Here is a 22,284-nt window from a genome sequence, read left to right as displayed (position 1 = left end):
GGAGCCACCCGCATTGGATAGTGACGGCGCATGGTGCTATCCCTATGGCGCCTCTGTGGATAGCAACACTATCTTGGATCTTGCGTCCGCGCGGACGCCGAGGGAGCGTTGATGGGCCGATCTGGGGGGCGCTCCCTCGGCTAGGTGCTTCGCCGGCGCGCGTCAAGAAGCGGCGCGCGTCACACTTGCGTCAGAACAGTCCGACGACCTCGCCGTCGTCGTCGAGGTCCATGCGCATCGCGGCTGGCACCTTCGGCAGGCCGGGCATCGTCATGAGGGTCCCGGTCACCGCCACGATGAACCCCGCGCCCGTGCGCGGCCACAGCTCCCGCACGTGCACCGTGAAGCCCTCGGGGGCACCGAGCAGCGCCGGATTGTCCGAGAACGAGTACTGCGTCTTCGCCATGCACACCGGCAGCCCGTCCCAGCCGTTCTCGTGGATCTGCACCAGGGTCCGCCGCGCCTGCTCCGAGAATTCGACGCCGGCACCGTGGTAGACCTCCCGCACTACCGTCGCGATCTTCTCCTCCACGCTCATCTCGAGCGGGTACAGGGGCTGGCACGTCCCCGGCTCCTCGAGCGCCGCGAGCACCTCGCGCGCGAGGTCGTCGCCGCCGTCGCCCCCGCCACCGCGGCCCCACACGTCCGCCACTGCGACGCGGGCGCTCGCCGCGCCGCACAGGCGCACGACGGCGTCGAGCTCCTCGGGCGTGTCGGTGCCGAACCTGTTGACGGCGACCACCGGCTCGAGCCCGAACTTGCGCACGTTCTCCAGATGCCGGGCGAGGTTGGCGAAGCCGCGCTCGACCGCGGCCGCGTCCGGCACGGCGAGCGCGTCCTTGGGCACACCGCCGTGCATCTTCAGCGCGCGGACGGTGGCCACGAGCACGACGGCGGAGGGCGCCACGTCCGCGTACCGGGCCTTGATGTCCATGAACTTCTCGGCGCCCAGGTCCGCGCCGAACCCCGCCTCGGTGACCACGATGTCGGCGAGGCGCCGCGCCGTCGTCGTGGCCAGGGCCGAGTTGCAGCCGTGCGCGATGTTCGCGAACGGTCCGCCGTGCACGAGCGCGGGCGTGCCGGCGATGGTCTGGACGAGGTTCGGCTTGATCGCGTCCTTCAGGAGCATCGCCATGACGCCGGCAGCGCCGAGGTCCGCGACGGTGAGCGGCCTGCGGTCGTAGGTGTAGCCGAACGTGATGCGGCCCAGGCGCTCCTTGAGGTCCTCGACCGAGGACGCGAGGCAGAACACCGCCATGACCTCCGAGGCCACCGTGATGTCGAAGCCGGCCTCGCGCGGGACGCCCTGGGTGGGGCCGCCGAGGCCGATGACGATGTCGCGGAGGGAGCGGTCGTTCATGTCCATGACCCGCTTGAAGGTCACGCGCCGCGGGTCGATCTGCAGGGCGTTGCCCTGGAAGACGTGGTTGTCGATCAGGGCGCAGAGGGCGTTGTTCGCTGCCGTGATGGCGTGGAAGTCCCCCGTGAAGTGGAGGTTGATGTCCTCCATCGGCAGCACCTGGGACCGGCCGCCCCCGGTCGCGCCGCCCTTCATGCCCAGGATCGGGCCGAGGCTCGGCTCGCGGATCGCGATCATGGTCCTCTTCCCGGCGCGGGACAGGGCGTCGGCGAGCCCGACGGTGAGCGTGGACTTGCCCTCCCCGGCCGGGGTCGGGGAGATCGCCGAGACGAGCACGACGTGGCCGCGCCGGTCCTGCAGGGGCAGGCGCGCGACGTCGATCTTCGCCTTGTACCGCCCGTACAGCTCGAGCGCGTCGGCGGGGATCCCAGCCCGCTCGGCGATCTCCTCGATGGGGCGGAGGGTTGCCGCGCGTGCGATCTCGAGGTCTGTGGGGGCTGCGGTGGACGCGGAGCTCCCGGAATCCCGGGCGCCCGGCGACGATGCCAAGGCGGTCATGGCGTCACCCTACCCCGCGCCCTGCCCGTTCAGCGCGAACCTTCTGGGGGTCACCTTCTGGGGGTCACGTGCTGTGTTGGGGGTGATCTCGGGGTCAGAGGGGGTGACCTCGGCGGCAGAGGGGGTGACCTCGGCGGGTCAGGGGACGACGGCGTGCTCCGCCGCCAGCGCGCGCTCGCGCAGCGCCGCGCGGTAGGCCTGCCGGGTGGCCTCGGCCGTCTGCTCCCAGCCGAACCGCTCGGCATAGATCGACGCCGCGCGCCCCAGGTCGGTGCGCGTCTCCGGGTCGTCGTGGAGCTGCTCGAGCACGGCGGCCCACGCCTCGGGGTCGTGCCCGTCGACGAGGAATCCGGTGCGCCCGTCGCACACCGCGCGCGTGAGGCCGCCGACCCGGGCCGCCACCACGGGGGTCCCGCACGCCTGCGCCTCGAGCGCCACGAGCCCGAACGACTCCGAGAAGCTCGGCATCGCCACGACGTCGGCGGAGCGGAACCAGTCCGCGAGCTCCGCCGCCGGCGCGGGCGGGAGGCGGCGCACGACGCCGTCGAGCCCCTCCTCGCCCACGAGCACGTCGAGGTCCAGCCCGGCCGAGCCGCTCGGCGCCCCCACGATCGACACGCGCAGCGGGATGTCCGGGCGCCGCCTCCGAAGCACCCCCGCCGCGGCCACGAGCACCGGCGGCCCCTTCAGCCGCTGGATCCGACCCGCGAACAGCACATGGAACGTCCCGGGCGCGATCCCTCGCCCGGCGCGGGAGCCCGTGCGGAACGCCGGCCGGAACACGGAGAGGTCCACACCGGGGGAGACCACGTCGATCCGGTCCTCGTCCACCCCGTAGTGCCGCTCGAGCTCGTCCCGCTCGGCCGGCGTGTTCGCCGTCAGCCGGGCCGCGGTGTCGGCGATCCTCTGCTCGCCGCGCTCGCGGTTGCTCGGCTCGGGCGTGTCGCCCGCGGCGAGGTGCAGGTTCTTCACCCGCGCCATGGTGTGCATCGTGTGGACCAGCGGGATGCCCAGCTCGTCCGAGACCCGCAGCCCCGCGATCCCGGACACCCAGTAGTGCGAATGCACGACGCCGGTCCGCTCGCCTCCCGCTGCGAGGCCCGCGCGCATGCGGCGCAGGACCCCGGCCGCGAACTCCTCGGCGAGCGGGGGCATCTGTTCCTTCGCGAGCCGGCGGCGGGGGCCGGCCTCGATGTGGTGGACCAGCGCGCCCTCCTCCAGCGCCACGACGTCCGGCTGGGCCGGATCGGTGGCGCGCGTGTAGATGTCCACGGCCAGGCCCGCTGCAGCGAGGGCGCGGGCCAGGTGCGAGACGTAGACGTTCATGCCGCCGGCGTCCCCGGCGCCCGGCTGCTCGAGCGGAGACGTGTGGAGGGAGATCATCGCCACGCGGTGGAGGTGCTGCACGCTCCCAAGGCTACGTTGCCGCGGAAGCCGGCCCGGCGGCGTCGTGCGTCCCTTGGTGCACGGAAACGGCGTGTTCTGAGCCCCGAGTAGACTGCTGGCGTGACTTCCGAGCCCACCCCAGCCCCCTCCAGCCTGCCCACCGCCCGCCTGCCCGAGCGCGCCGCCGTCGTCGACCTCGACGCGATCCGCCACAACGTCGGCGTCCTGCGGCAGGTGGCCGACCCGGCCCGGGTCATGGCGGTCGTGAAGGCGGACGCCTACGGGCACGGCGCCGTCCAGGTGGCGCGCGCCGCGCTCGCGGCCGGGGCGGCGTGGCTCGGCGTCGCCCACATCTCCGAGGCCCTCGCCCTCCGCGCCGCCGGCATCGACGCGCCCATCCTCGCCTGGCTGCATACGCCCGACTCGAACTTCTCCGCCGCCGTCGCCGCCGGGATCGACCTCGGCTGCTCCGGCTGGGAGCTCGACCGGATCGTCGCGGCGGCCCGCGAGCAGCAGCGCCCCGCGCGGGTGCACCTCAAGATCGACACGGGGCTCGGCCGCAACGGAGCCACCGCCGAGCGCTGGGACTCCCTCGTCGGCGAGGCCGTCGAGTACCAGGACGAGGGGCTCCTGCGCGTCGTCGGCGTGTTCAGCCACCTGGCCGTGGCCGACGAGCCCCACCGTCCCGAGACCGACACCCAGCTCGACGCGTTCCGCGAGGCCGTCGCCGTGGCCGAGGACGCCGGCTGCGACCTCGAGGTCCGCCACATCGCGAACTCCCCGGCCGTGTTCTCCCGCCCGGACGCCCACTTCGACCTGGTCCGCGTGGGGATCTCCGTGTACGGGCTCTCGCCGTTCCCGGACCAGAGCTCCGCGGACCTCGGCCTCCGCCCGGCCATGACCCTCCGCGCGACCCTCTCCCAGGCCAAGCGCGTGCGTGCCGACCAGGGCGTCTCCTACGGCCTGCTCTACCACACGCGGGACGCCGCGACGCTCGCCCTCGTCCCGCTCGGCTACGCCGACGGCGTGCCCCGGACCTCCTCCGGCGGCCCCGTGCAGATCGCGGGGGAGACGCACCGCGTCGCCGGGCGGGTCGCCATGGACCAGGTCGTGGTCGACCTCGGCCCGGACCCCGAACCCGCCTCGCTCGCCGGCGCCGAGGCCGTGCTGTTCGGCACCGGCGACAACGGCGGCCCCACCGCCGACGACTGGGCCAGGGCTGCCGGCACCATCAACTACGAGATCGTCACGCGCATCAGCCCGCGCGTGCCGCGCGTCTACGTCGGGGAGGGCGCGTGAGCGCTGCCGGCGCCCCGGCATGGGAGCTCGCCTTCGCGCCCGCCTCCGCCGAGGAGACGCAGGCGCTCGGCGCGGCGCTCGCCGGCGCGCTCGCACCCGGTGACCTCATCGTCCTCACGGGCGAGCTCGGCGCCGGCAAGACCACGTTCACCCAGGGACTCGGCGAAGGTCTCGGGGTGCGACCCGGCATCATCTCGCCGACGTTCGTGCTCGTGCGGATCCACCCCAACCTGCCCGACGGGCCCCGCCCCGGCGGCCCGGACCTCGTCCATGTCGACGCGTACCGCCTCGAGGGGGAGGGCGAAATCGACGACCTCGACCTCGAGAACTGGGCCGACACCGCCGTCACGGTCGTCGAGTGGGGCCGCGGGCGCGTCGAGCACCTCGTCGACTCATGGCTGGACATCGAGCTGGTCCGGGCGGGGGCGCCGGCGCCCGGGGCCGACCACGCCGCGCCCGTGCTCGACTTCGACACCGAGGACGACGACGAGCCGCGCCTGCTGAGGATCCGCGCCTTCGGCCCGCGGTGGGCCGAGCACCCGCAGGTGCCGTGGCCCGCCGTCGACCGCCCCGCCTCCGCCGAGGTCACCCCTGGTGACGCCGAGGTCACCCCTGGTGGCGCCGAGGTCACCCCGTCCGAGCGGGAGGCAGGCCGATGATCGTCCTCGCCATCGACACCTCAGCCATCGCATCGGCGGCGCTCATCCGCTGCCACGAGTCCTTCAGCGACGCGGCCGTCCTCGCATCGTTCGCCACCGAGGACACCAAGTCCCACGCCGAGGTCCTCGCGCCCGGCATCCGCGCCCTCCTCGACGAGCAGTCCGTGGGCGGGGCGGACATCGCCCGGATCGTCGTCGGCGTCGGGCCCGGCCCCTTCACCGGCCTCCGCTCCGGGATCGCCACCGCCAGAGCCCTCGCCTTCGCCTGGGACACGCCGCTCGAGGGCCTCATGAGCCTCGACGCCCTCGCGTGGGACGCCGTGGCGGAGGGTGCGCCGTCGAGCGAGTTCCTCGTGGCGACCGACGCGCGCCGCAAGGAGCTCTACTGGGCCCGCTACGCCGCGGACGGCACGCTCCTCGACGGCCCTCACGTGACCTCGCCCGGCGAGCTGCCGGCACTTCCCGTCTACGGGGCCGGGGCCGGGATCTACCCGGAGCAGCTCGCCTCCGCAGGCGCACGGCCCGTGGCAGCGTTCGACGCCGCGCAGCCGACCGCCGCGTCGCTCGGCCTCGTCGCCGTGGCCCGGCTCGCGGCAGGCAGCCCGCTGGCCGACACGACACCCCTGTACCTCCGCGAGTCCGACGCGCAGGTGCCCGGCCCCCGGAAGCGCGCCCTGTGAGCGGCGCGCGCGAGCTGCCCGCCGGCGTCGTGCTCCGCGAGATGACCGACGCCGACGTGCCAGCCGTCCATGCCCTCGAGACCGCGCTGTTCCCCATCGACGCGTGGCCCAAGCAGATGTTCCGCGACGAGCTCGCCCAGCCCGAGACGCGGCGGTACTACGTGGCGCAGGGGCCGGCGGGAGAGATCGTGGCCTATGCGGGGCTCATGTGCGTCGAGCCCATCGCGGACGTGCAGACGATCGCCGTCGTGCCCGAGTTCGAGGGGCGGGGGATCGGGTCTGCACTCCTGACCGAGCTCATCGCCGAGGCACGACGGCGGGGCGCCGCCGACGTCCTGCTCGAGGTCCGAGCCGACAACCCGCGGGCCCAGGCGCTGTACCGGCGCTTCGGCTTCCGGCAGATCCACGTGCGCCGGCGGTACTACCGCGACGGCGTCGACGCACTCATCATGCAGCTGGCCCTCGCGACGGGCGGGCCGGAAGGGGAACGCGAATGAACCGCGACGAGCCGCTGGTCCTCGGCATCGAGTCCTCGTGCGACGAGACCGGCGTGGGCATTGTGCGGGGGACGCGCCTGCTGGCCAACACCGTCTCCTCCTCGATGGACGAGCACGTGCGCTTCGGCGGCGTGATCCCTGAGATCGCATCCCGCGCGCACCTCGACGCGCTCGTGCCGACGCTGCGCGAGGCGCTAGGGACCGCCGGCGTCACGCTCGACGAGATCGATGCCTTGGCCGTGACGTCGGGACCCGGGCTCGCGGGCGCGCTCATGGTGGGCGTGTGCGGGGCGAAGGCCCTGGCTGTGGCGACCGGCAAGCCGCTCTTCGCCGTCAACCACCTCGTGGCGCACGTGGGTGTGGGCCTGCTGGACGGTGGCGTGTATGGGGGCGAACTGCCGCCGGACCTCGGCGCGCTGCTGGTCTCCGGCGGTCACACCGAGGTGCTGCGGGTGCGGAACATCGCGGGGGACGTGGAGCTGCTCGGCTCGACGATCGACGACGCCGCCGGCGAGGCCTACGACAAGGTGGCCCGACTGCTCGGGCTCGGCTACCCCGGCGGGCCGGCGATCGACAGGATCGCCCGAGAGGGCAACCCCAAGGCCATCCGGTTCCCTCGCGGGCTCACGCAGCCCAAGTACATGGGGACCGCCGAGGACCCCGCGGCGCACCGCTACGACTGGTCCTTCTCCGGCCTGAAGACCGCGGTGGCGCGGTGCGTCGAGCAGTTCGAGGCGGCGGGGGAGCCCGTGCCGGTCGCGGACATCGCGGCGTCCTTCCAGGAGGCGGTCGTGGACGTCATCACCTCCAAGGCCGTCCTCGCGTGCCGCGAGCAGGGCATCGAGAACCTGCTGCTCGGCGGTGGCGTGGCGGCCAACACACGGCTGCGGGAGCTCACGGCCGAGCGGTGCGCGGCAGCGGGGATCTCCCTGGCGGTCCCCGAATTCTCCCTGTGCACCGACAACGGCGCGATGGTGGCTGCCCTCGCGGCGCGGGTCATCATGGACGGCGGCCAGCCGAGCGACCTCGATTTCGCGCCCGAGTCTTCCCTGCCGGTGACCTCCGTGACCGTGTAGGGGGCGGCGCTCAGGGCCCGTGTTCCAAAGTGCACAACTCGTGAGCACCGTGAAGCTTCAGAGGCCTCATAGCCGTCCGAGTTGTGCAGTTTCTGACCTTGACCCCTCCCGAGTTGTCCACACATGGCCAACGGGGCCTGCTCCCGCCTTGGATCACGGGGAGGATGTGGGCGTGGAACATGTCGCTGAATATCTGGCTGCTGTCGGCGGGAGTGCCCGGGCGGGCCAGCTGCTGCAGCATTTCCCTGCACGCAGTGTGGCTGCGGCCGTCGGGACCGGAGACGTCCTCCGGGTAGGGCAAGGGCTCTATGCGCTCGCTTCCGTTGCAGTGGCAGAGCAGTTGGCTCTTAAGGCCAGGGCCGTTCTCTTCGGCAGGTCGGCCGCGCTCGCCCACGGGCTCGGAGTCCTGCATCGACCTGAGCTCGTCGAGGTGGCGGTTCCTCGGGGACGCCGGGCCCGGGCGGTCCCAGGCACAAGGGTCGTCACTCGGCTACTGCCGCCGCGTGACCTGGTCACGAGGGGTGCTGTCCAGGCCACATCCGTTGTCCGTACCGTGCTCGACTGCGCTGCAGGCCTCCCATTCGCCGAAGGACTCGCCATCGCCGATTCCGCCCTTCGTCTGGGCAGAGCCACACCGAGCCAGCTGCGGGATGCAGCACGCGACTGGGTGGGCAGGAACCGGAGGGCTCAGCGGATGGTCCTCGCTGCGATGGACGGACGGGCGGCGAACGCCTTCGAGTCGGGGCTCCGGGCCGCGTGCCTCGAAGCAGGCGTGGTGATGGAACCTCAGGTGAAGATCGGAACGGAAGGCGGCGAGTATCGGGTGGACCTCGCCAAACTGAAGCTGCTCGTCGCCGAAGCAGACAGCTTCGAATGGCACGGCGGACGTGAAACCCTGCACCGGGACTGCACGCGCTACAACGAGCTCGTCCGTGAAGGCTGCACCGTTCTGCGTTTCAGCTGGGAGCACGTGATGTTCGAGCGGGCATGGATCGGCGAGGTCGTATCAGCAGTCGACAGGCGTCTGAAACTGCACAAGTCGGAGTACAAGGCAGGCGAGACCGTGCCTTCTGCGGCCTGACTTGTGCAGTTTCGGACTTCACGCCCGTCGGCGCCACCTCAGCACACCCTCCACCACCGCATAGACGCCAGCGGCGGCAGCGACCCAGAGGGCAGGCTGCGGGTGGGACGTCAGGGCGAGCACGAGGGCTGCCAGCGCGAGCACCAGCACGATCCGCAGGGGCGAGCGGCGGCGGCCACTCCGGCCGCCCCTGCTGGGGGGGTTCACCCCTCGTAGCCCTCGCGCATGAGCCGAGCCTCCTCGAGCACGACCGCCCGCAGGTCACCCCCGTGGTCCGCGGCGACCCGGCGCTGGCGCTGGTACCCGGCGCCGCGCCGGATGATCCCCTCGATGTCGCGCAGCTCGGCCTCGCACCCGAGATCCTGCGCAATGGGGGCCAGCCGGTCCATGGTCTCGGTGAGGTGCTCGGTGACGAGCTTCTCGTTGCCGGCGGCGTCGAGGATGATGATGGCGTCCATCCCGTAGCGGGCGGCGCGCCACTTGTTCTCCTGCACGTGCCAAGGCGGCATCGTGGGGATGGTTCCGCCGGCGTCGAGGGTCCGCGAGGCCTCCTCCACGAGGCATTGGGTCAGCGCTGCGATCGCGCCGACTTCCTCGAGCGTCGAGAGCCCGTCGCAGACCCGCATCTCGATGGTGCCCAGCCGGGGGACGGGACGGATGTCCCAGCGGATCTCGCTGATCGTGTCGATGACCCCGGTGGCGAGCATGTCCTGGACATAGCCCTCGAACCCGGCCCAGTCGGTGAACTGGAAGGGCAGGCCGGCGGTGGGCAGCTGCTGGAACATGAGCGCGCGCTGGGACGCGTAGCCCGTGTCCTCGCCGCCCCAGAAGGGGCTCGAGGCCGAGAGGGCCTGGAAGTGGGGGAAGTAGTTCACAAGCGCGTCGAGCACGGGCATGGCCTTGTCCCGCCGGTCCAGGCCCACATGGACGTGCACCCCGTAGATGACCATCTGGCGGCCCCACCACTGCGTCCGGTCGATGAGCTTGGCGTACCGCTCCTTGTCGGTCACCGGCTGGAGGCGCGGGGGGCTGAAGGGATGGCTTCCGGCGGAGAAGAGCTCGACGCCGATGCGGTCCGTCACCGTCCGCACCGCGGCGATGGACTCGGCGAGGTCCGCTGTGGCGTCGGCGACGGTGTGGTGGACGCCCGTGACGACCTCCACCGTGTTGAGCAGCAGCTCCTGGTGGATGCGGGGGCAGTCGTCGGAGAACAGCTCGGCGTGCTCGTGGCCCAGGCGGTCGAGGACCTGCGGGGCGACCGAGACGAGCTCGCCGCCGTGCTTGTCGACGAGGGCGAGCTCCCATTCCAGCCCGATGGTGGACTGCTCGGACTGCGCGAAGTCGATCTTCAGGTGTCTACCCCCGGGTCATGCCGGCGGTCCGCCGGCGGGCCGTACAAGTCCCCCCAGTCTACGGGTCGGGCGCGCACCGGCCGGCGTCGCTGCGTCACATCACACGGGCCAGGATCTCCTCGGCGCGCGCCGTATCGGAGAGGCAGCTATAGCCGAGGCGGCGCTCGCGCCCCAGCCGGGAGGCGATGAATGCCTCGGCGACGCACGACGGCGCGCCCTCCACGAGCAGGACGGCCTCCAGAGCCAGGGCGAGGGTCTCGGCCAGGGCCCGCGCCCACCGCTGGGCCTCCTCGGGCTCGCGTGCCGCGTCCGCCATGAGTGCGAGGGCGCGTTCGAGGTGGGCGTCGAGCTCCGGGTCTGCCCCGCGCGGCCGTTCGAGCTCCTCGGCGAGGGCTTCGGCGGCTTCGGGCTCACGGGCGAGCGCCCGCAGGACGTCGAGCGCCACGACGTTCCCCGACCCCTCCCAGATGGCCATGACGGGCTGTTCCCGATAGCGCAGCGCGAGCGGGAAATCCTCGGTGTACCCGTTGCCGCCGAGACACTCGAGCGCGTCGGCCGCGTGGCCCGGACCGCGCTTGCACACCCAGTACTTGGCGACCGCGGTGGCGATCCGCGCGAAGGCCCTCTCCCGACCGGCCCCCGCGCCGAGGTCACCCCGTGTGGCGCCGAGGTCACCCCCTGTGATGCCGAGGTCACCCCCTGCGGCGCCGAGGTCACCCCCTGGACGCGGCCACACGGCGTCGTCCGCGGCGGCGAGCCGCATGCCGAGCGCCACCGCGCCCTCGTACTCGAGCGCGAGGTCGGCGAGCACGGCTGCCATGGCCGGCTGGTCGGCGAGGAGCCGCCCGAACGCGCGCCGGTGCCGGGCGTGCCACACCGCCTCCGCGACGGCCTGCCGCATGCCCGCGGCGGTCCCGAGGACGCAGTCCAGACGGGTCTCGTGGACCATCGGGATGATCGCCCGCACGCCCCGGCCCGGCTCGCCGAGCCGCCACCCGAGGGTGTCCTCGAACTCGACCTCCGCTGAGGCGTTCGAGCGGTTCCCCAGCTTGTCCTTGAGCCGCACGAGCCGGAACGGGTTCCTCGACCCGTCCTCGAGCACGCGCGGCACCAGGAAGCACGAGAGCCCGGCGGACTCCTGGGCGAGGACCAGGAACGCGTCGCTCATGGGCGCCGAGCAGAACCACTTGGCGCCCGTGATGCGGGCGGTGCCGTCGCCGGCGTCGGCCGCGCGAGTGGTGTTGGCCCGCACGTCCGAGCCGCCCTGCCGCTCCGTCATCGCCATGCCCATGAGCACCCCGGGCTTCGCCGCGGGCCGGACCAGCCGGGGGTCGTAGACGTCGCCGAGGAGCCCGGGGAGCCACTCGCGCGCGACGGCGGGTTCGCCCACCACCGCGGGCACCGCGGCGTGCGTCATGGAGACGGGGCACGCGTGCCCGGGCTCGGCCTGGGCAAAGAGCATGAACGCCGCCGCCCTCGCCGCGTGGGCGCCAGGGCGCGGATCCGCCCACGACGACGTGTGCGCGCCGTGGGCGACCGCTGCGCCGAGCACGTGGTGGTAGGCCGGGTGGTAGTCCACCTCGTCCGTGCGCTCGCCGTAGCGGTCCAGGGACCGGAGCGTGGGCGGGTGGACGTTGGCGAGGCGCGCATGCTCGGCGAACTCCGCGGAGCCGACCAGCCGGCCGATCCCCGCGAGCTCGGCGGAGGCCCACCCGGCGCCGTGGCGGCGGACCGCGTCCACGAGCGCGGCGTTGGAGGAGAACTCGTCGACGTCCGTGCGCGGCGGCGGCTGGTTGGCGCTCGCGGGAGTGGGCTCCATGGTCCCATTGCACACCCGGGCCCCTGCGGGGACCAGAGACGCGGAATATGAGAACAGTTCTCACTGTTGAGGGGTGCGAGGCCCACGAACCTCACAGACCGACGAAAGGAACCACGATGAAGGTCCGCAACTCCCTCCACGCGCTGAAGAAGATCCCGGGGGCGCAGGTGGTGCGCCGCCGCGGCAGGACGTTCGTGATCAACAAGAAGAACCCCCGCGTCAAGGCGCGCCAGGGCTGACGACACCGGGACCGGCGCGGCACTAGCCTTGTGCCGTGCCGATCCTGAACAAAGACATGACGCTGTGCATCTCGCTCTCGGCCAGGCCGAGCAACAACGGGACGCGCTTCCACAACTACCTCTACGAGGCCTTGGGCCTGAACTGGATCTACAAGGCCTTCGCGCCCACGGACCTCACCCAGGCGATCGCCGGGGTGCGCGGGCTCGGGATCCGCGGGTGCGCCGTGTCGATGCCGTACAAGGAGGACGTGATCGCGCTCGTGGACCGGATGGACGCCTCGGCGGCCGCGATCGACTCCGTGAACACGGTCGTCAACGACTCCGGCGTCCTCACCGCCTACAACACCGACTACACGGCGATCGCCCAGCTGATCGAGCGCAACGCGCTCGTTCCGGAGTGGAGTGTCATGCTGCGCGGGTCGGGCGGCATGGCCAAGGCCACCGCCGCGGCGTTCCGCGACGCCGGATTCCGGAACGTGACGGTCGTGGCGCGCAACGAAGAGGCCGGGCGCGCGCTCGCGGACCTCTACGGCTTCGGGTGGAAGCCCTCGGTCGAGGCGGCGCTCCAGGACGCAGCCCCCGGCGCCGCCGCGGCGGACGTGCTCGTCAACGTCACGCCCATCGGCATGGCGGGCGGCCCCGACGCGGACTCGCTCGCGTTCCCCCAGGACGCCGTGGAGGCCGCGCGGGTGGTGTTCGACGTCGTCGCGCTCCCGCCCGAGACCCCGCTCACCCGCGCGGGCCGCGCCGCGGGGAAGACCGTCATCTCCGGCGCGGAAGTCATGACGATCCAGGCCCTCGAGCAGTTCGTCCTCTACACGGGCATCACGCCGACGCCCGAGCAGGTCGCCGCGGCCGAGGAGTTCATGCGGGCCCAGTGATGTCGGCCCAGCGACGTCGGGCCCAGTGACGTTGCGGGTCCCGTCCCTGCCCTTGAGGGGTCATGTCCTTGCAGGGACATGACCCCTCAACGGGTCGGCAGGGACCCCGCAACGGGTGGGGGAAGCTCAGGCGGGTTCGACGACCGCCGCGACCCGCTCCTCGCCGATGCGCGTCAGGACCAAGGTCGCCTTCTTCGAGGCGCCCTTCTTCTGCCCGACCAGGAGCATCTTCCGCAGCTCCTCGGGCGTCACGGAGGTGCCGCGCTTCTTGATGTCCAGGACGCCGATGCCTTCCTCGCGCACCCAGGCGCGCAGGGCCTTGACGCTGTACGGCCGCACCTCGAGCACGCGGTAGGCGCGCGCGAACGGGGTCGCGACGAGGTCAGGCGCGCAGATGTACGCGATGTGCTCGTCGACGAGGTGGCCGCCGAGCCGTTCGGCCAGCTCCGCGACGAGGCCCGCGCGGATGACTGCGCCGTCGGGCTCGTAGAGGTAGCCCTCGAGCGGCCCGACGTGCGGCTCGGTGCCCTTGTCGAAGTCGGTCTCGGCGACGAGCTCGGACGCGCCTGCCGCGGAGAGCACGAGGGCGGCGCGCCGCACGGTCGGGCGCCGGAGGGCGTTGAAGTACAGGGCCACCTCGGCCACGTCGCCGTCGACCGACACCCACTGCGCCTCACAGCCGTCCGGGATGGACTCGTGCGGCACCCCGGGGCCGAGCTTGACGCCCACGGGCAGGCCGCGCGCGGCGAGGGACTCCACGAAGGACAGCGGCGGCGAGAACTCCTCCGGGTCCCAGATCCGCGTGGTGCCCGACGACGACGTCTCGCGCCGCGCCGGGTCCAGCCACACGCCGTCGAACGCCTCGAGCGGCACGGACTGGGCGTCCGCGTGCACCACGCGCGCCTTGGGGAACGGCATGAGGTTCATGGTCGCGCAGGCGGCGGTCGTCTCGTCGAGCTCGACGGCGGTCACCTCCAGGTCGAGCGAGGCCATCGCGAGCGCGTCGGCGCCCAGCCCGCAGCCGAGGTCCGCGACGTGCGACACGCCGGCGTCGACGAACCGCCGCGCGTGCCGGGCGGCCACCGACAGTCGCGTTGCCTGCTCGAGGCCGGCCCGCGTGAAGAGCATGTGGGCGGAGAACTCGCCGAACTTGGCCTGCGCCTTGGCGCGCAGCCGTGCCTGGGACAGGACGGCCGAGACGAGCTCGGGGGAGTGACCCTCCTTGCGCAGCCGGGAGGACAGCGCGAGCGCCTCGTCCTCCCGGTAGGGGCCGAGGGAATTGAGGAGGGCCCAGCCCTCCGGCGTCAGCAGGGGCGCCAGCTGCTCCGGGGTGTGCTTGTCATGGGGCATCCTTCCAGCCTAAATGGGCGCCGTAGGGAGGTGCTCATTGGATAGGGTTGACGTATGGAGTCCACCCCAGCCGCTGACCCGTCGCCCGCGCGCCCGGATCGGGGGCGCAGCATCATGCGGCTCCGTCCCGCGGCCCGCACCCTCCTGATCGCAGGCATCGCCGTCGCCCTCGTCGCCGGGGTGCTGCTCGCCGTCGTCCTCGGCCTCGACGCCTTCAACGCCGCCGTGTACTCCATGGGCGGGGACAAGAACATCAACGACGCCACCGCGGAGGCGCAGGCCCTGCGGGACCAGTACGCGGGGGTGAAGGCCGCGTCCATCGTGGGGGTCATTGTGGGCCTCGTCCTCCTGATCGGCTCGCTCGTCGTCCTGTACCTCTCGCGCCCGCAGAACGGCGACGACGGCGAGGACCTGAGCTTCGACGAGCTCGCGGGGGAGTAGGGCCGGCGCCGCCAGGCCTGGCCGGGGCCGGCGGTGGCGGAACGCCACGCTGGCACTCGCCTTGACCGAGTGCCAACCAGCTCACTAGAGTCGGCGGTAGCACTCGGCAGCGTCGAGTGCTAACCATGTCAGGCACGCTCCCGGCACCCGCGACGACGGTTGCTTGCCCGGCTCCCCAACCCGTGACCCGTTCATGAAAAGGAGAGATCCGTGTCGGTCTCCATCAAGCCCCTCGAGGATCGCATCGTCGTCAAGCCGCTCGAGGCCGAGCAGACCACGGCTTCCGGTCTTGTCATCCCGGACACCGCCAAGGAGAAGCCGCAGGAGGGCGAGGTCGTCGCTGTCGGCCCCGGCCGCGTTGACGACAACGGCAACCGCGTCCCCGTCGATGTCGCCGTCGGCGACGTCGTCCTCTACTCGAAGTACGGCGGCACCGAGGTCAAGACCGGCGGCGCCGAGTACCTCGTGCTCTCCGCCCGCGACGTCCTGGCGATCGTCGTCAAGTAACGCTCTGCGCTGCGCCCCGGCCGCCCCAGGCGGCCGGGGTGCCGTGTTTGGCCCACTCAGGAATCACAGGAGTACTGCATGGCTAAGCAGCTCGCATTCAACGACGACGCCCGCAAGGCCCTCGAGGCCGGCGTCGACAAGCTCGCCAACACCGTCAAGGTGACGCTCGGCCCGCGCGGCCGCAACGTCGTCCTCGACAAGAAGTGGGGCGCGCCCACCATCACGAACGACGGCGTCACGATCGCCCGCGAGGTCGAGCTCGACGACCCGTACGAGAACCTCGGCGCCCAGCTCGCCAAGGAGGTCGCGACCAAGACCAACGACGTCGCCGGCGACGGCACGACGACGGCGACCGTCCTCGCCCAGGCCCTGGTCAAGGAGGGCCTGCGCAACGTGGCCGCCGGCGCCGCCCCGGGCGAGATCAAGCGCGGCATCGAGGCTGCGGTCGAGGCCGTGGCAGGGCGCCTCGTCGACAACGCCCGCGAGGTCTCGGGCCGCCACGTCGCGAACGTCGCGGCCATCTCGGCCCAGTCGGAGGAGATCGGCGAGCTGCTCGCCGAGGCCTTCGAGAAGGTCGGCCAGGACGGCGTCATCACCATCGAGGAGTCCTCGACCACCCAGACCGAGCTCGTGCTCACCGAGGGCATGCAGTTCGACAAGGGCTACCTCTCGCCGTACTTCGTCACCGACGCGGAGCGCCAGGAGGCCGTCCTCGAGGACGCGCTCATCCTCATCCACCAGGGCAAGATCTCCTCGCTCACCGAGTTCCTCCCGGTCCTCGAGAAGGTCCTCGCCGCCTCGAAGCCGCTGTTCGTCATCGCCGAGGACGTGGAGGGCGAGGCCCTCTCGACCCTCATCGTCAACCGCATCCGCGGCACGGTGAGCGTCGTGGCCGTGAAGGCGCCGGGCTTCGGCGACCGCCGGAAGGCCATGCTCCAGGACATCGCGACCCTCACGGGCGCCCAGGTGGTCTCCCCGGAGGTCGGCCTGAGCCTGGACCAGGTGGGCCTCGAGCAGCTGGGCACCGCCCGCCGGATCACGGTGACCAAGGACAACACGACGATCGTCGACGGCGCCGGCTCGGCGTCCGACGTCGAGGCCCGCGTCGCGCAGCTGCGCGCCGAGCTGGCCCGCACCGACTCCGACTGGGACCGCGAGAAGCTCCAGGAGCGCCTCGCGAAGCTCGCCGGCGGCATCGGCGTCATCAAGGTCGGCGCGGCCACCGAGGTCGAGCTCAAGGAGAAGAAGCACCGCATCGAGGATGCCGTGTCCTCGACCCGCGCGGCCCTCGAGGAGGGCATCGTGGCCGGTGGCGGCTCCGCGCTCGTCCATGCGGTGCGCGCCCTCGACGAGGACGAGTCCGTCACGGCCCTCACGGGCGACGCCGCGGCGGGCGTCAACATCGTGCGCCGCGCGCTCGTCCAGCCGCTGCGCTGGATCGCCCAGAACGCCGGGTTCGACGGCTTCGTCGTCGCCGCCCGCGTCCAGGAGGCGGAGGTCAACCACGGCTTCAACGCCAAGACGGGCGAGTACGAGGACCTCATCGCGGCCGGCGTCATCGACCCGGTCAAGGTGACCCGCTCGGCGCTGCGCAATGCGGCGTCCATCGCGGCCCTCGTCCTGACCACGGAGACCCTCGTGGCCGAGAAGCCGGCCGAAGAGGACGACGAGCACGCCGGCCACAGCCACTGACGCTCGTTCCCGCCGCACGCACGACGGCGCGCGGTGACCACGGCGGCGGGCCTCCTTCCAGCGGAAGGGGGCCCGCCGCCGTCGTGCATGCGGGCCTACCGGCGGCGGCGCCTGCCGGCCGACCAGTGCGTACGGTCCCTCAGCCGCGCCAGCGCCTGCGGGGGCATCTCCGGGGTCAGTGTGCGGTAGACGACGAGGACGACGACGGCGGCGACCACGATCCCGGTCAGATTCAGCGCGAGCTGGAGCGCCGAGCCCAGGGCCTTCTCCGGCTGGCCCAGGACAAGCGCGACGGCGACGTACCCGGCGGCGGGGACGGTGGTGACCGAGATGAACACGCCCACCAGCGCCGAGGACTTGTTCCCGACGAGGGAGACCATGCCCACCGCCCCCGCGATGACGGCGACGATGAATGAGTACGGGCCAGGCTTGTAGATGAACTCGACGGCGGAGTCGGGAGCGGCCACGATCGCCGGGTCGAAGAGCCGGAGCGGGACCGAGACGGCCGCCGCGGCGGCCACCGTCAGCATCGCTGCCGGGAATCCGACCAGGAGCGCGAGCGCGGCCTGCCGCGCGAGCACCCACCGCCGCTCGACCAGGGCCACCGCCACCGCGGCGAGGGGGCCGAACTCGGGCCCGACCACCATCGCCCCGACGATCGCGATCGTGGAGTCGGTCACGATGCCGATCCCCGCGAGGTTCGTCGCGGCGACGAGGAACACGAGGAACTGCCACGTGAGCCGCGAGTCCGAGCCGGTGCGCTGCTTGAGCTCCTCCCAGATCACGGCGTCCGACCCCTCGCCGGGGGCCTCCGCGACCGCCTCGTCGGCGCGGGTGCCGAGGACGGCGTCGGGGGTGAACAGGGCCACGGAGCCGGCGTCGCGGACCCCGAGGGCGTCGAAGCCCTCGAGGAGCTGCTCGACCGACTCCCGGGCGACCTGGAGCTCGATCAGGTCGCCGGGCGGCTCGAGGGACGCCTCCGAGACCACGACGACCTCCGCCACGCCGCGGTGGTCCCGGGCGACGCCGACCACGGCCTCCGTCATCCCCGAGGGGACCTGCACCCGGATCATCATCATGGCCGAGACCCTTCCCGCCAGCGGACAGCCCTCCCAACGGGGAGCAATGACCTTCACAACGTACACACAGCTTCCCCGGAATGAATGGACGCTGGAAGCGGCAGGAGCTGCTCTCCGGCCGCGATAGCATGAACGTTCTGCCCAAAGCTCCGAGGAGGCCCTCGACCGTGATGTCCGCGCGTCCTGAGTCCGTCACCGCCACGTACCAGCCCCGGCACATGGCGGCCCCCGGGGGACCCGCGCACGGTTCTGCCCAAGGGCCCGCGCAGAGGAAGTTCCGCCCCGAGATCCAGGGCCTGCGGGCCGTGGCCCTCGGCCTCGTGGTCGCCTACCACGTGTGGCTCGGCCGGGTCTCGGGCGGCGTCGACGTCTTCCTCCTCATCTCGGCCTTCCTCATGACCGGCCAGTTCGCGGACCGCTACCGCCGCGGCGTCCGGGTCCACCTGGGCCGGCACTGGATCCACACCTTCCGCCGGCTCCTCCCCGCCGCGGCCGTCACGATCGCCGGCACGGTGTTCGCCGCGCTCGTGTTCCTCCCCGGGACGCGCTGGGCGTCGGTCCTCGAGCAGGCGTGGGCGTCGCTCGCCTACGTGGAGAACTTCGTCCTCCAGCGCGACGCCGTGGACTACTACGCCGGCAACCACGCTGCCGCGAGTCCCTTCCAGCACTTCTGGTCCCTGTCCATCCAGGGCCAGGTCTTCCTGCTGTTCCCGCTCCTCTTCGTGGGGATGGCCGCAGTGTGCCGGCGCCTCCGCCTCCACTACGAGCGCGTCCTCTTCTGGCTCTTCGCCGCGGTCTTCCTCGTCTCCCTGGGCTACTCGGTGTACTTCACCGCCGTCTCCCAGTCCGAGGCCTACTTCGACACCCTCGCGCGGTTGTGGGAGTTCGCCCTCGGCGCGCTCCTGGCCCTCGTGTCCCGCCGGATCACCCTCCCGCGGCGCGCGGCCGCCGTCGCCGGCTGGGCGGGCCTCGCGTCGATCGTGGCGTGCGGGCTCGTCCTGCAGGTCGACGGCGCGTTCCCCGGCTTCGCGGCGCTGTGGCCAACGCTCGCCGCGGGCGCGGTCATTCTCGCGGGGGTCGACGGCGGCCCCGCCGGCGTCCACCGGATCCTCACGCTGCGCCCGCTGCAGCGGCTCGGCGACATCTCCTATGGGCTGTACCTGTGGCACTGGCCACTGCTGGTCATGGCCCTGGCGGTGTCGGGCAAGGACCGCATGGGCTGGCTGTCGGGCAGCGCGGTGGTGCTCGCGGCGGCCGTGCTCGGCTACCTCACCACGCGGTTCGTGGACCGCCCCTGGCGCGCCTGGTCGTGGCCCGAGTCGAGCCGCCGGCGGGGACTGGTCGCGGTCGCGGCGTGCGCCGCCGTCGTCGCGCTCCCCGTGGCGAGCGTCCAGGTGTCCCTCCAGGCGGCCAACTACAAGGCGCTCGCGAACGCCTCCCGGGACAACCCGGGTGCGGCCGCGCTCGTGCCAGGCTACGCGGGGCGCCCGGACCCGTCGGCGAGCCTGCTGCCGCTGGCCTCGACGGTGAGCCAGGACTGGGCGCACCTGCCCGAGCCGTGCTCTGCCGACCTCGGCCTGCCGTCCGAGCTCGCGGACGTGTGCACGCAGTCGAGCCCCGCCGATCCGGCGGCGATCACCAAGAACGTGCTGGTGCTGGGGAACTCCCACTCCCAGCAGTGGCTCGCGGCGTTCGAGCCCATCGCGGTACAGCACAGCTGGCGGCTCTACCAGCTGGCCAAGGGCGGCTGCTTCTACGATCCGGAGGCCGTCGTGGAGTGGGACGAGTGCAACGACTACAACAAGGTCGTCGCCGAGCACCTCGCGGCAAACCCGCCTGACGCGGTGGTGCTGGTCGGCACGGTGGCGGCGCCGTCGTCGCCGGAGGAGACGCTCACCCCCGGCCTCGAGCGGCTCGTCGAGGGCTTCCTCGCCCGCGGCATCCAGGTCGTCGCGATGCGGGACAACCCGCGCTTCACGTTCAACATGGCCGACTGCGTCTCCCAGCACGGCGCGGACGCCCTCGCCTGCCGGCCACTCGCCTCGGCGGTGCTCGCCGAGCAGGACCCGCTCGTGCCGTTCGCCCAGATGTTCCAGGAGGGCTTCTTCCCGATCGACATGACCGACTACATCTGCCCCGGCGGCGACTGCCGCGGCGCGATCGGGAACGTCTTCGTGTACCTGGACGACAACCACCTGACGAACACGTACACGGCGTCCATGTCGCCCATGCTCGAGCAGCGGCTGCTCGAAGCCACCGGATGGTGACGGCCGCGACCGGTGTGGGCTTGGTCACCGGGACGCCGGGACGGAATACCTCGGGGCCCGGCGGAAGTTTAGGATAGAAGCTACCCGCAGCAGACCAGACCCGTAAGCACTGGCTGGTCATCAGCGCATCCCGTCTCACCATGCCCACCCGGCACACGGCCAAGGAGCACTCATGACCACGTCCCCCGAGCACGATCCCTTCGGCTTCCTCGGACTGACCTACGACGACGTCCTGCTGCTGCCCGGCCCCACGGACGTCATCCCGTCCGAGGCCGACACCTCCACGCGCCTCACCCGGCGCATCCGCCTCGGCATTCCGATCCTCTCCGCGGCCATGGACACCGTCACCGAGGCCCGCATGGCGATCAGCCTCGCCCGTCAGGGCGGCATCGGCATCCTGCACCGGAACCTCTCCATCCAGGACCAGGCGGACCAGGTGGACCAGGTCAAGCGCAGCGAGTCCGGCATGATCACGAAGCCCGTCACCGTGGGCCCCGAGGCGACGCTCAAGGAGCTCGACGACCTCTGCGCCCACTACCGCGTCTCCGGGCTGCCCGTCGTCGACGAGAACCGCAAGCTGCTGGGCATCATCACCAACCGCGACACGCGGTTCATCCCCGGAGACCAGTTCGCGACCCGCAAGGTGCACGAGGTCATGACGCCGATGCCGCTGATCACGGCCAAGGTCGGCGTGGCCCGCGACGAGGTCATCGGCCTCCTCGGCAAGCACCGCATCGAGAAGCTGCCGCTCGTGGACGAGATGGGCATCCTCCAGGGCCTCATCACCGTGAAGGACTTCGAGAAGGCAGACCAGTACCCGAACGCCACGAAGGACGACTCCGGCCGCCTCCGCGTCGGCGCGGCGGTCGGCTTCTTCGGCGACGGCTACGAGCGCGCCATGGCGCTCGTCGAGGCTGGCGTGGACGTCCTCGTCGTCGACACCGCCAACGGCCACTCGCAGGGCGTGCTGGACATGATCGCGCGCCTCAAGAAGGACCCCGCGGCCGCCCACGTCGACGTGATCGGCGGCCAGGCCGCGACCCGCGAGGGCGCCCAGGCGCTCATCGATGCCGGCGCGGACGCGATCAAGGTCGGCGTCGGCCCGGGTTCGATCTGCACCACGCGCGTCGTCGCCGGCGTCGGCGTCCCGCAGATCACCGCGATCTACGAGTCGTCCAAGGCCGCGATCCCGGCGGGCGTGCCCCTCATCGCCGACGGCGGCCTCCAGCACTCGGGCGACATCGGCAAGGCCATCGTTGCCGGTGCGGACTCCGTGATGCTCGGCTCGCTCCTGGCCGGCACCGCCGAGGCCCCCGGCGACCTCGTGTTCATGAACGGCAAGCAGTTCAAGTCCTACCGCGGCATGGGCTCGCTCGGGGCGATGCAGACCCGCGGCAAGAACACGTCCTACTCGAAGGACCGCTACTTCCAGGCCGACGTCCCCAGCGACGAGAAGCTCATCCCTGAGGGCATCGAGGGCCAGGTGCCCTACCGCGGCCCGCTCTCCGCGGTCGCCCACCAGCTCATCGGCGGCCTGCGCCAGACCATGTTCTACGTGGGCGCCCACACTGTCGACGAGCTCAAGGCCAAGGGCAAGTTCGTGCGCATCACGGCGGCCGGCCTCAAGGAGAGCCACCCCCACGACATCATGATGACCGTCGAGGCCCCCAACTACCGCCGGTAGCCGCACCAGACGCACGACGGCGCCCCCTCCTGGGTGGGAGGGGGCGCCGTCGTGCGTGGGCCTGGTCGGGTGGGGCCGTCAGGGGAGGGTGAGGCCGTTCCAGCCCCAGCCGACCTGGGTGCGGGTGAGCCAGCCGCCGGTGCCGTTGCCGGGGTAGAGGTAGAGGCCTCCGGAGGCGGTGTCGCGGGCGAGGATGTCGTTCTTGCCGTCGCCGTTGAAGTCGCCGATGCCGAGGATGGCGTTCATGACGCCCCAGCCGGAGCCGACCTGGGTGCGGGTGCCGAAGCCTCCGGTGCCGGTGCCGGGGTAGAGCCAGAGGGCGCCGTTGGCGTCGCGGGCGAGGACGTCGCTCTTGCCGTCGCCGTTGAAGTCCCCGG

The 22,284-nt window shown here is 72.2% G+C and carries 21 protein-coding genes; 13 read left to right on the top strand and 8 right to left on the bottom strand.

Annotation, left to right across the window (positions count from 1 at the left end):
• Window positions 1–190: 190 nt before the first annotated feature.
• Complete coding sequence (locus tag CGQ25_RS11130) at window positions 191–1,918, bottom strand: formate--tetrahydrofolate ligase (RefSeq protein ID WP_208709698.1); 1,728 nt, start codon at window positions 1,916–1,918, stop codon at window positions 191–193.
• 138 nt (window positions 1,919–2,056) lie between these two features.
• On the bottom strand, window positions 2,057–3,325 hold the full coding sequence (gene mshA / locus CGQ25_RS11125; protein ID WP_208709697.1) for a D-inositol-3-phosphate glycosyltransferase: 1,269 nt from the start codon (window positions 3,323–3,325) through the stop codon (window positions 2,057–2,059).
• 99 nt (window positions 3,326–3,424) lie between these two features.
• On the opposite strand from mshA, the gene alr reads away from it, so the two are divergent.
• The 6 genes from alr (at window position 3,425) to CGQ25_RS11095 (ending at window position 8,596) form a co-directional block, all read left to right on the top strand.
• A complete protein-coding gene (alr, locus tag CGQ25_RS11120) occupies window positions 3,425–4,603 on the top strand; it encodes an alanine racemase (RefSeq protein WP_208709695.1) in 1,179 nt (392 codons plus the stop codon).
• Window positions 4,600–5,262 carry a tRNA (adenosine(37)-N6)-threonylcarbamoyltransferase complex ATPase subunit type 1 TsaE gene (tsaE, locus tag CGQ25_RS11115; protein ID WP_208709693.1) on the top strand — a complete coding sequence of 221 codons (663 nt, stop codon included), beginning with the start codon at window positions 4,600–4,602 and terminating at the stop codon, window positions 5,260–5,262. Before alr ends, tsaE begins: the two co-directional genes overlap by 4 nt.
• Window positions 5,259–5,942 (top strand): tRNA (adenosine(37)-N6)-threonylcarbamoyltransferase complex dimerization subunit type 1 TsaB, encoded by a 684-nt coding sequence (gene tsaB, locus CGQ25_RS11110; protein ID WP_208709691.1) that lies wholly within the window; start codon window positions 5,259–5,261, stop codon window positions 5,940–5,942. The genes tsaE and tsaB overlap by 4 nt, the downstream gene beginning before the upstream one ends.
• A gap of 41 nt (window positions 5,943–5,983) precedes the next feature.
• Window positions 5,984–6,439: a ribosomal protein S18-alanine N-acetyltransferase gene (rimI, locus tag CGQ25_RS11105; RefSeq protein WP_208713049.1), complete on the top strand. Its 456-nt coding sequence runs from the start codon at window positions 5,984–5,986 to the stop codon at window positions 6,437–6,439.
• The gene (gene tsaD, locus CGQ25_RS11100; RefSeq protein ID WP_208709689.1) at window positions 6,436–7,515 is read left to right on the top strand and encodes a tRNA (adenosine(37)-N6)-threonylcarbamoyltransferase complex transferase subunit TsaD; all 1,080 of its coding nucleotides are present in this window, start codon (window positions 6,436–6,438) and stop codon (window positions 7,513–7,515) included. Before rimI ends, tsaD begins: the two co-directional genes overlap by 4 nt.
• 694 nt (window positions 7,516–8,209) lie before the next feature.
• Window positions 8,210–8,596 carry an endonuclease domain-containing protein gene (locus CGQ25_RS11095; protein ID WP_208709687.1) on the top strand — a complete coding sequence of 129 codons (387 nt, stop codon included), beginning with the start codon at window positions 8,210–8,212 and terminating at the stop codon, window positions 8,594–8,596.
• Between the two features lie 18 nt (window positions 8,597–8,614).
• On the opposite strand, the gene CGQ25_RS11090 is transcribed toward CGQ25_RS11095, so the two are convergent.
• The 3 genes from CGQ25_RS11090 to CGQ25_RS11080 form a co-directional block, all read right to left on the bottom strand.
• Window positions 8,615–8,803 carry a YwiC-like family protein gene (locus tag CGQ25_RS11090; protein WP_208709685.1) on the bottom strand — a complete coding sequence of 63 codons (189 nt, stop codon included), beginning with the start codon at window positions 8,801–8,803 and terminating at the stop codon, window positions 8,615–8,617.
• Window positions 8,800–9,948, bottom strand: coding sequence for a glutamate--cysteine ligase (locus tag CGQ25_RS11085; protein WP_208713048.1), 1,149 nt, complete (start codon window positions 9,946–9,948; stop codon window positions 8,800–8,802). The genes CGQ25_RS11090 and CGQ25_RS11085 overlap by 4 nt, the downstream gene beginning before the upstream one ends.
• 94 nt (window positions 9,949–10,042) lie before the next feature.
• On the bottom strand, window positions 10,043–11,767 hold the full coding sequence (locus tag CGQ25_RS11080; RefSeq protein WP_208709683.1) for an acyl-CoA dehydrogenase family protein: 1,725 nt from the start codon (window positions 11,765–11,767) through the stop codon (window positions 10,043–10,045).
• Between the two features lie 116 nt (window positions 11,768–11,883).
• Here CGQ25_RS11080 and ykgO point away from each other — a divergent pair, with 116 nt between their 5' ends.
• Window positions 11,884–12,006 (top strand): type B 50S ribosomal protein L36, encoded by a 123-nt coding sequence (gene ykgO, locus CGQ25_RS11075; RefSeq protein WP_208709681.1) that lies wholly within the window; start codon window positions 11,884–11,886, stop codon window positions 12,004–12,006.
• A 35-nt stretch (window positions 12,007–12,041) separates the two neighbouring features.
• On the top strand, window positions 12,042–12,887 hold the full coding sequence (locus CGQ25_RS11070; RefSeq protein ID WP_255405255.1) for a shikimate 5-dehydrogenase: 846 nt from the start codon (window positions 12,042–12,044) through the stop codon (window positions 12,885–12,887).
• Window positions 12,888–13,013: 126 nt separating this feature from the next.
• Here the strand turns inward: CGQ25_RS11070 and CGQ25_RS11065 are convergent, their stop codons facing one another.
• A complete protein-coding gene (locus tag CGQ25_RS11065; protein ID WP_208709679.1) occupies window positions 13,014–14,237 on the bottom strand; it encodes a class I SAM-dependent methyltransferase in 1,224 nt (407 codons plus the stop codon).
• Between the two features lie 54 nt (window positions 14,238–14,291).
• Between CGQ25_RS11065 and CGQ25_RS11060 the strand changes: the two genes are divergently transcribed.
• The 3 genes from CGQ25_RS11060 (at window position 14,292) to groL (ending at window position 16,877) form a co-directional block, all read left to right on the top strand.
• Window positions 14,292–14,678, top strand: a complete 387-nt coding sequence (locus CGQ25_RS11060) for a hypothetical protein (RefSeq protein ID WP_208709677.1) — start codon at window positions 14,292–14,294, stop codon at window positions 14,676–14,678.
• A 210-nt stretch (window positions 14,679–14,888) separates the two neighbouring features.
• Window positions 14,889–15,185, top strand: coding sequence for a co-chaperone GroES (gene groES, locus CGQ25_RS11055; RefSeq protein WP_208709675.1), 297 nt, complete (start codon window positions 14,889–14,891; stop codon window positions 15,183–15,185).
• A gap of 78 nt (window positions 15,186–15,263) precedes the next feature.
• Window positions 15,264–16,877 carry a chaperonin GroEL gene (gene groL / locus CGQ25_RS11050; protein WP_208709673.1) on the top strand — a complete coding sequence of 538 codons (1,614 nt, stop codon included), beginning with the start codon at window positions 15,264–15,266 and terminating at the stop codon, window positions 16,875–16,877.
• Between the two features lie 95 nt (window positions 16,878–16,972).
• On the opposite strand, the gene CGQ25_RS11045 is transcribed toward groL, so the two are convergent.
• The gene (locus tag CGQ25_RS11045; RefSeq protein ID WP_208709671.1) at window positions 16,973–17,956 is read right to left on the bottom strand and encodes a DUF389 domain-containing protein; all 984 of its coding nucleotides are present in this window, start codon (window positions 17,954–17,956) and stop codon (window positions 16,973–16,975) included.
• Between the two features lie 170 nt (window positions 17,957–18,126).
• Here CGQ25_RS11045 and CGQ25_RS11040 point away from each other — a divergent pair, with 170 nt between their 5' ends.
• Window positions 18,127–20,223, top strand: a complete 2,097-nt coding sequence (locus CGQ25_RS11040; protein WP_208709669.1) for an acyltransferase family protein — start codon at window positions 18,127–18,129, stop codon at window positions 20,221–20,223.
• A 172-nt stretch (window positions 20,224–20,395) separates the two neighbouring features.
• Window positions 20,396–21,907 carry an IMP dehydrogenase gene (gene guaB, locus CGQ25_RS11035; protein ID WP_208709667.1) on the top strand — a complete coding sequence of 504 codons (1,512 nt, stop codon included), beginning with the start codon at window positions 20,396–20,398 and terminating at the stop codon, window positions 21,905–21,907.
• Between the two features lie 78 nt (window positions 21,908–21,985).
• On the opposite strand, the gene CGQ25_RS11030 is transcribed toward guaB, so the two are convergent.
• A partial coding sequence (locus tag CGQ25_RS11030) for a VCBS repeat-containing protein (RefSeq protein WP_208709665.1) occupies window positions 21,986–22,284 on the bottom strand: 299 nt, incomplete at its 5' end.

Origin of the sequence: Sinomonas sp. R1AF57 (assembly GCF_002224485.1) — a bacterium.
GTDB lineage: Bacteria > Actinomycetota > Actinomycetes > Actinomycetales > Micrococcaceae > Sinomonas > Sinomonas flava.
Note: the sequence above shows the minus strand (reverse complement) of the source record. Positions and strands in the feature narration are given on the sequence as shown.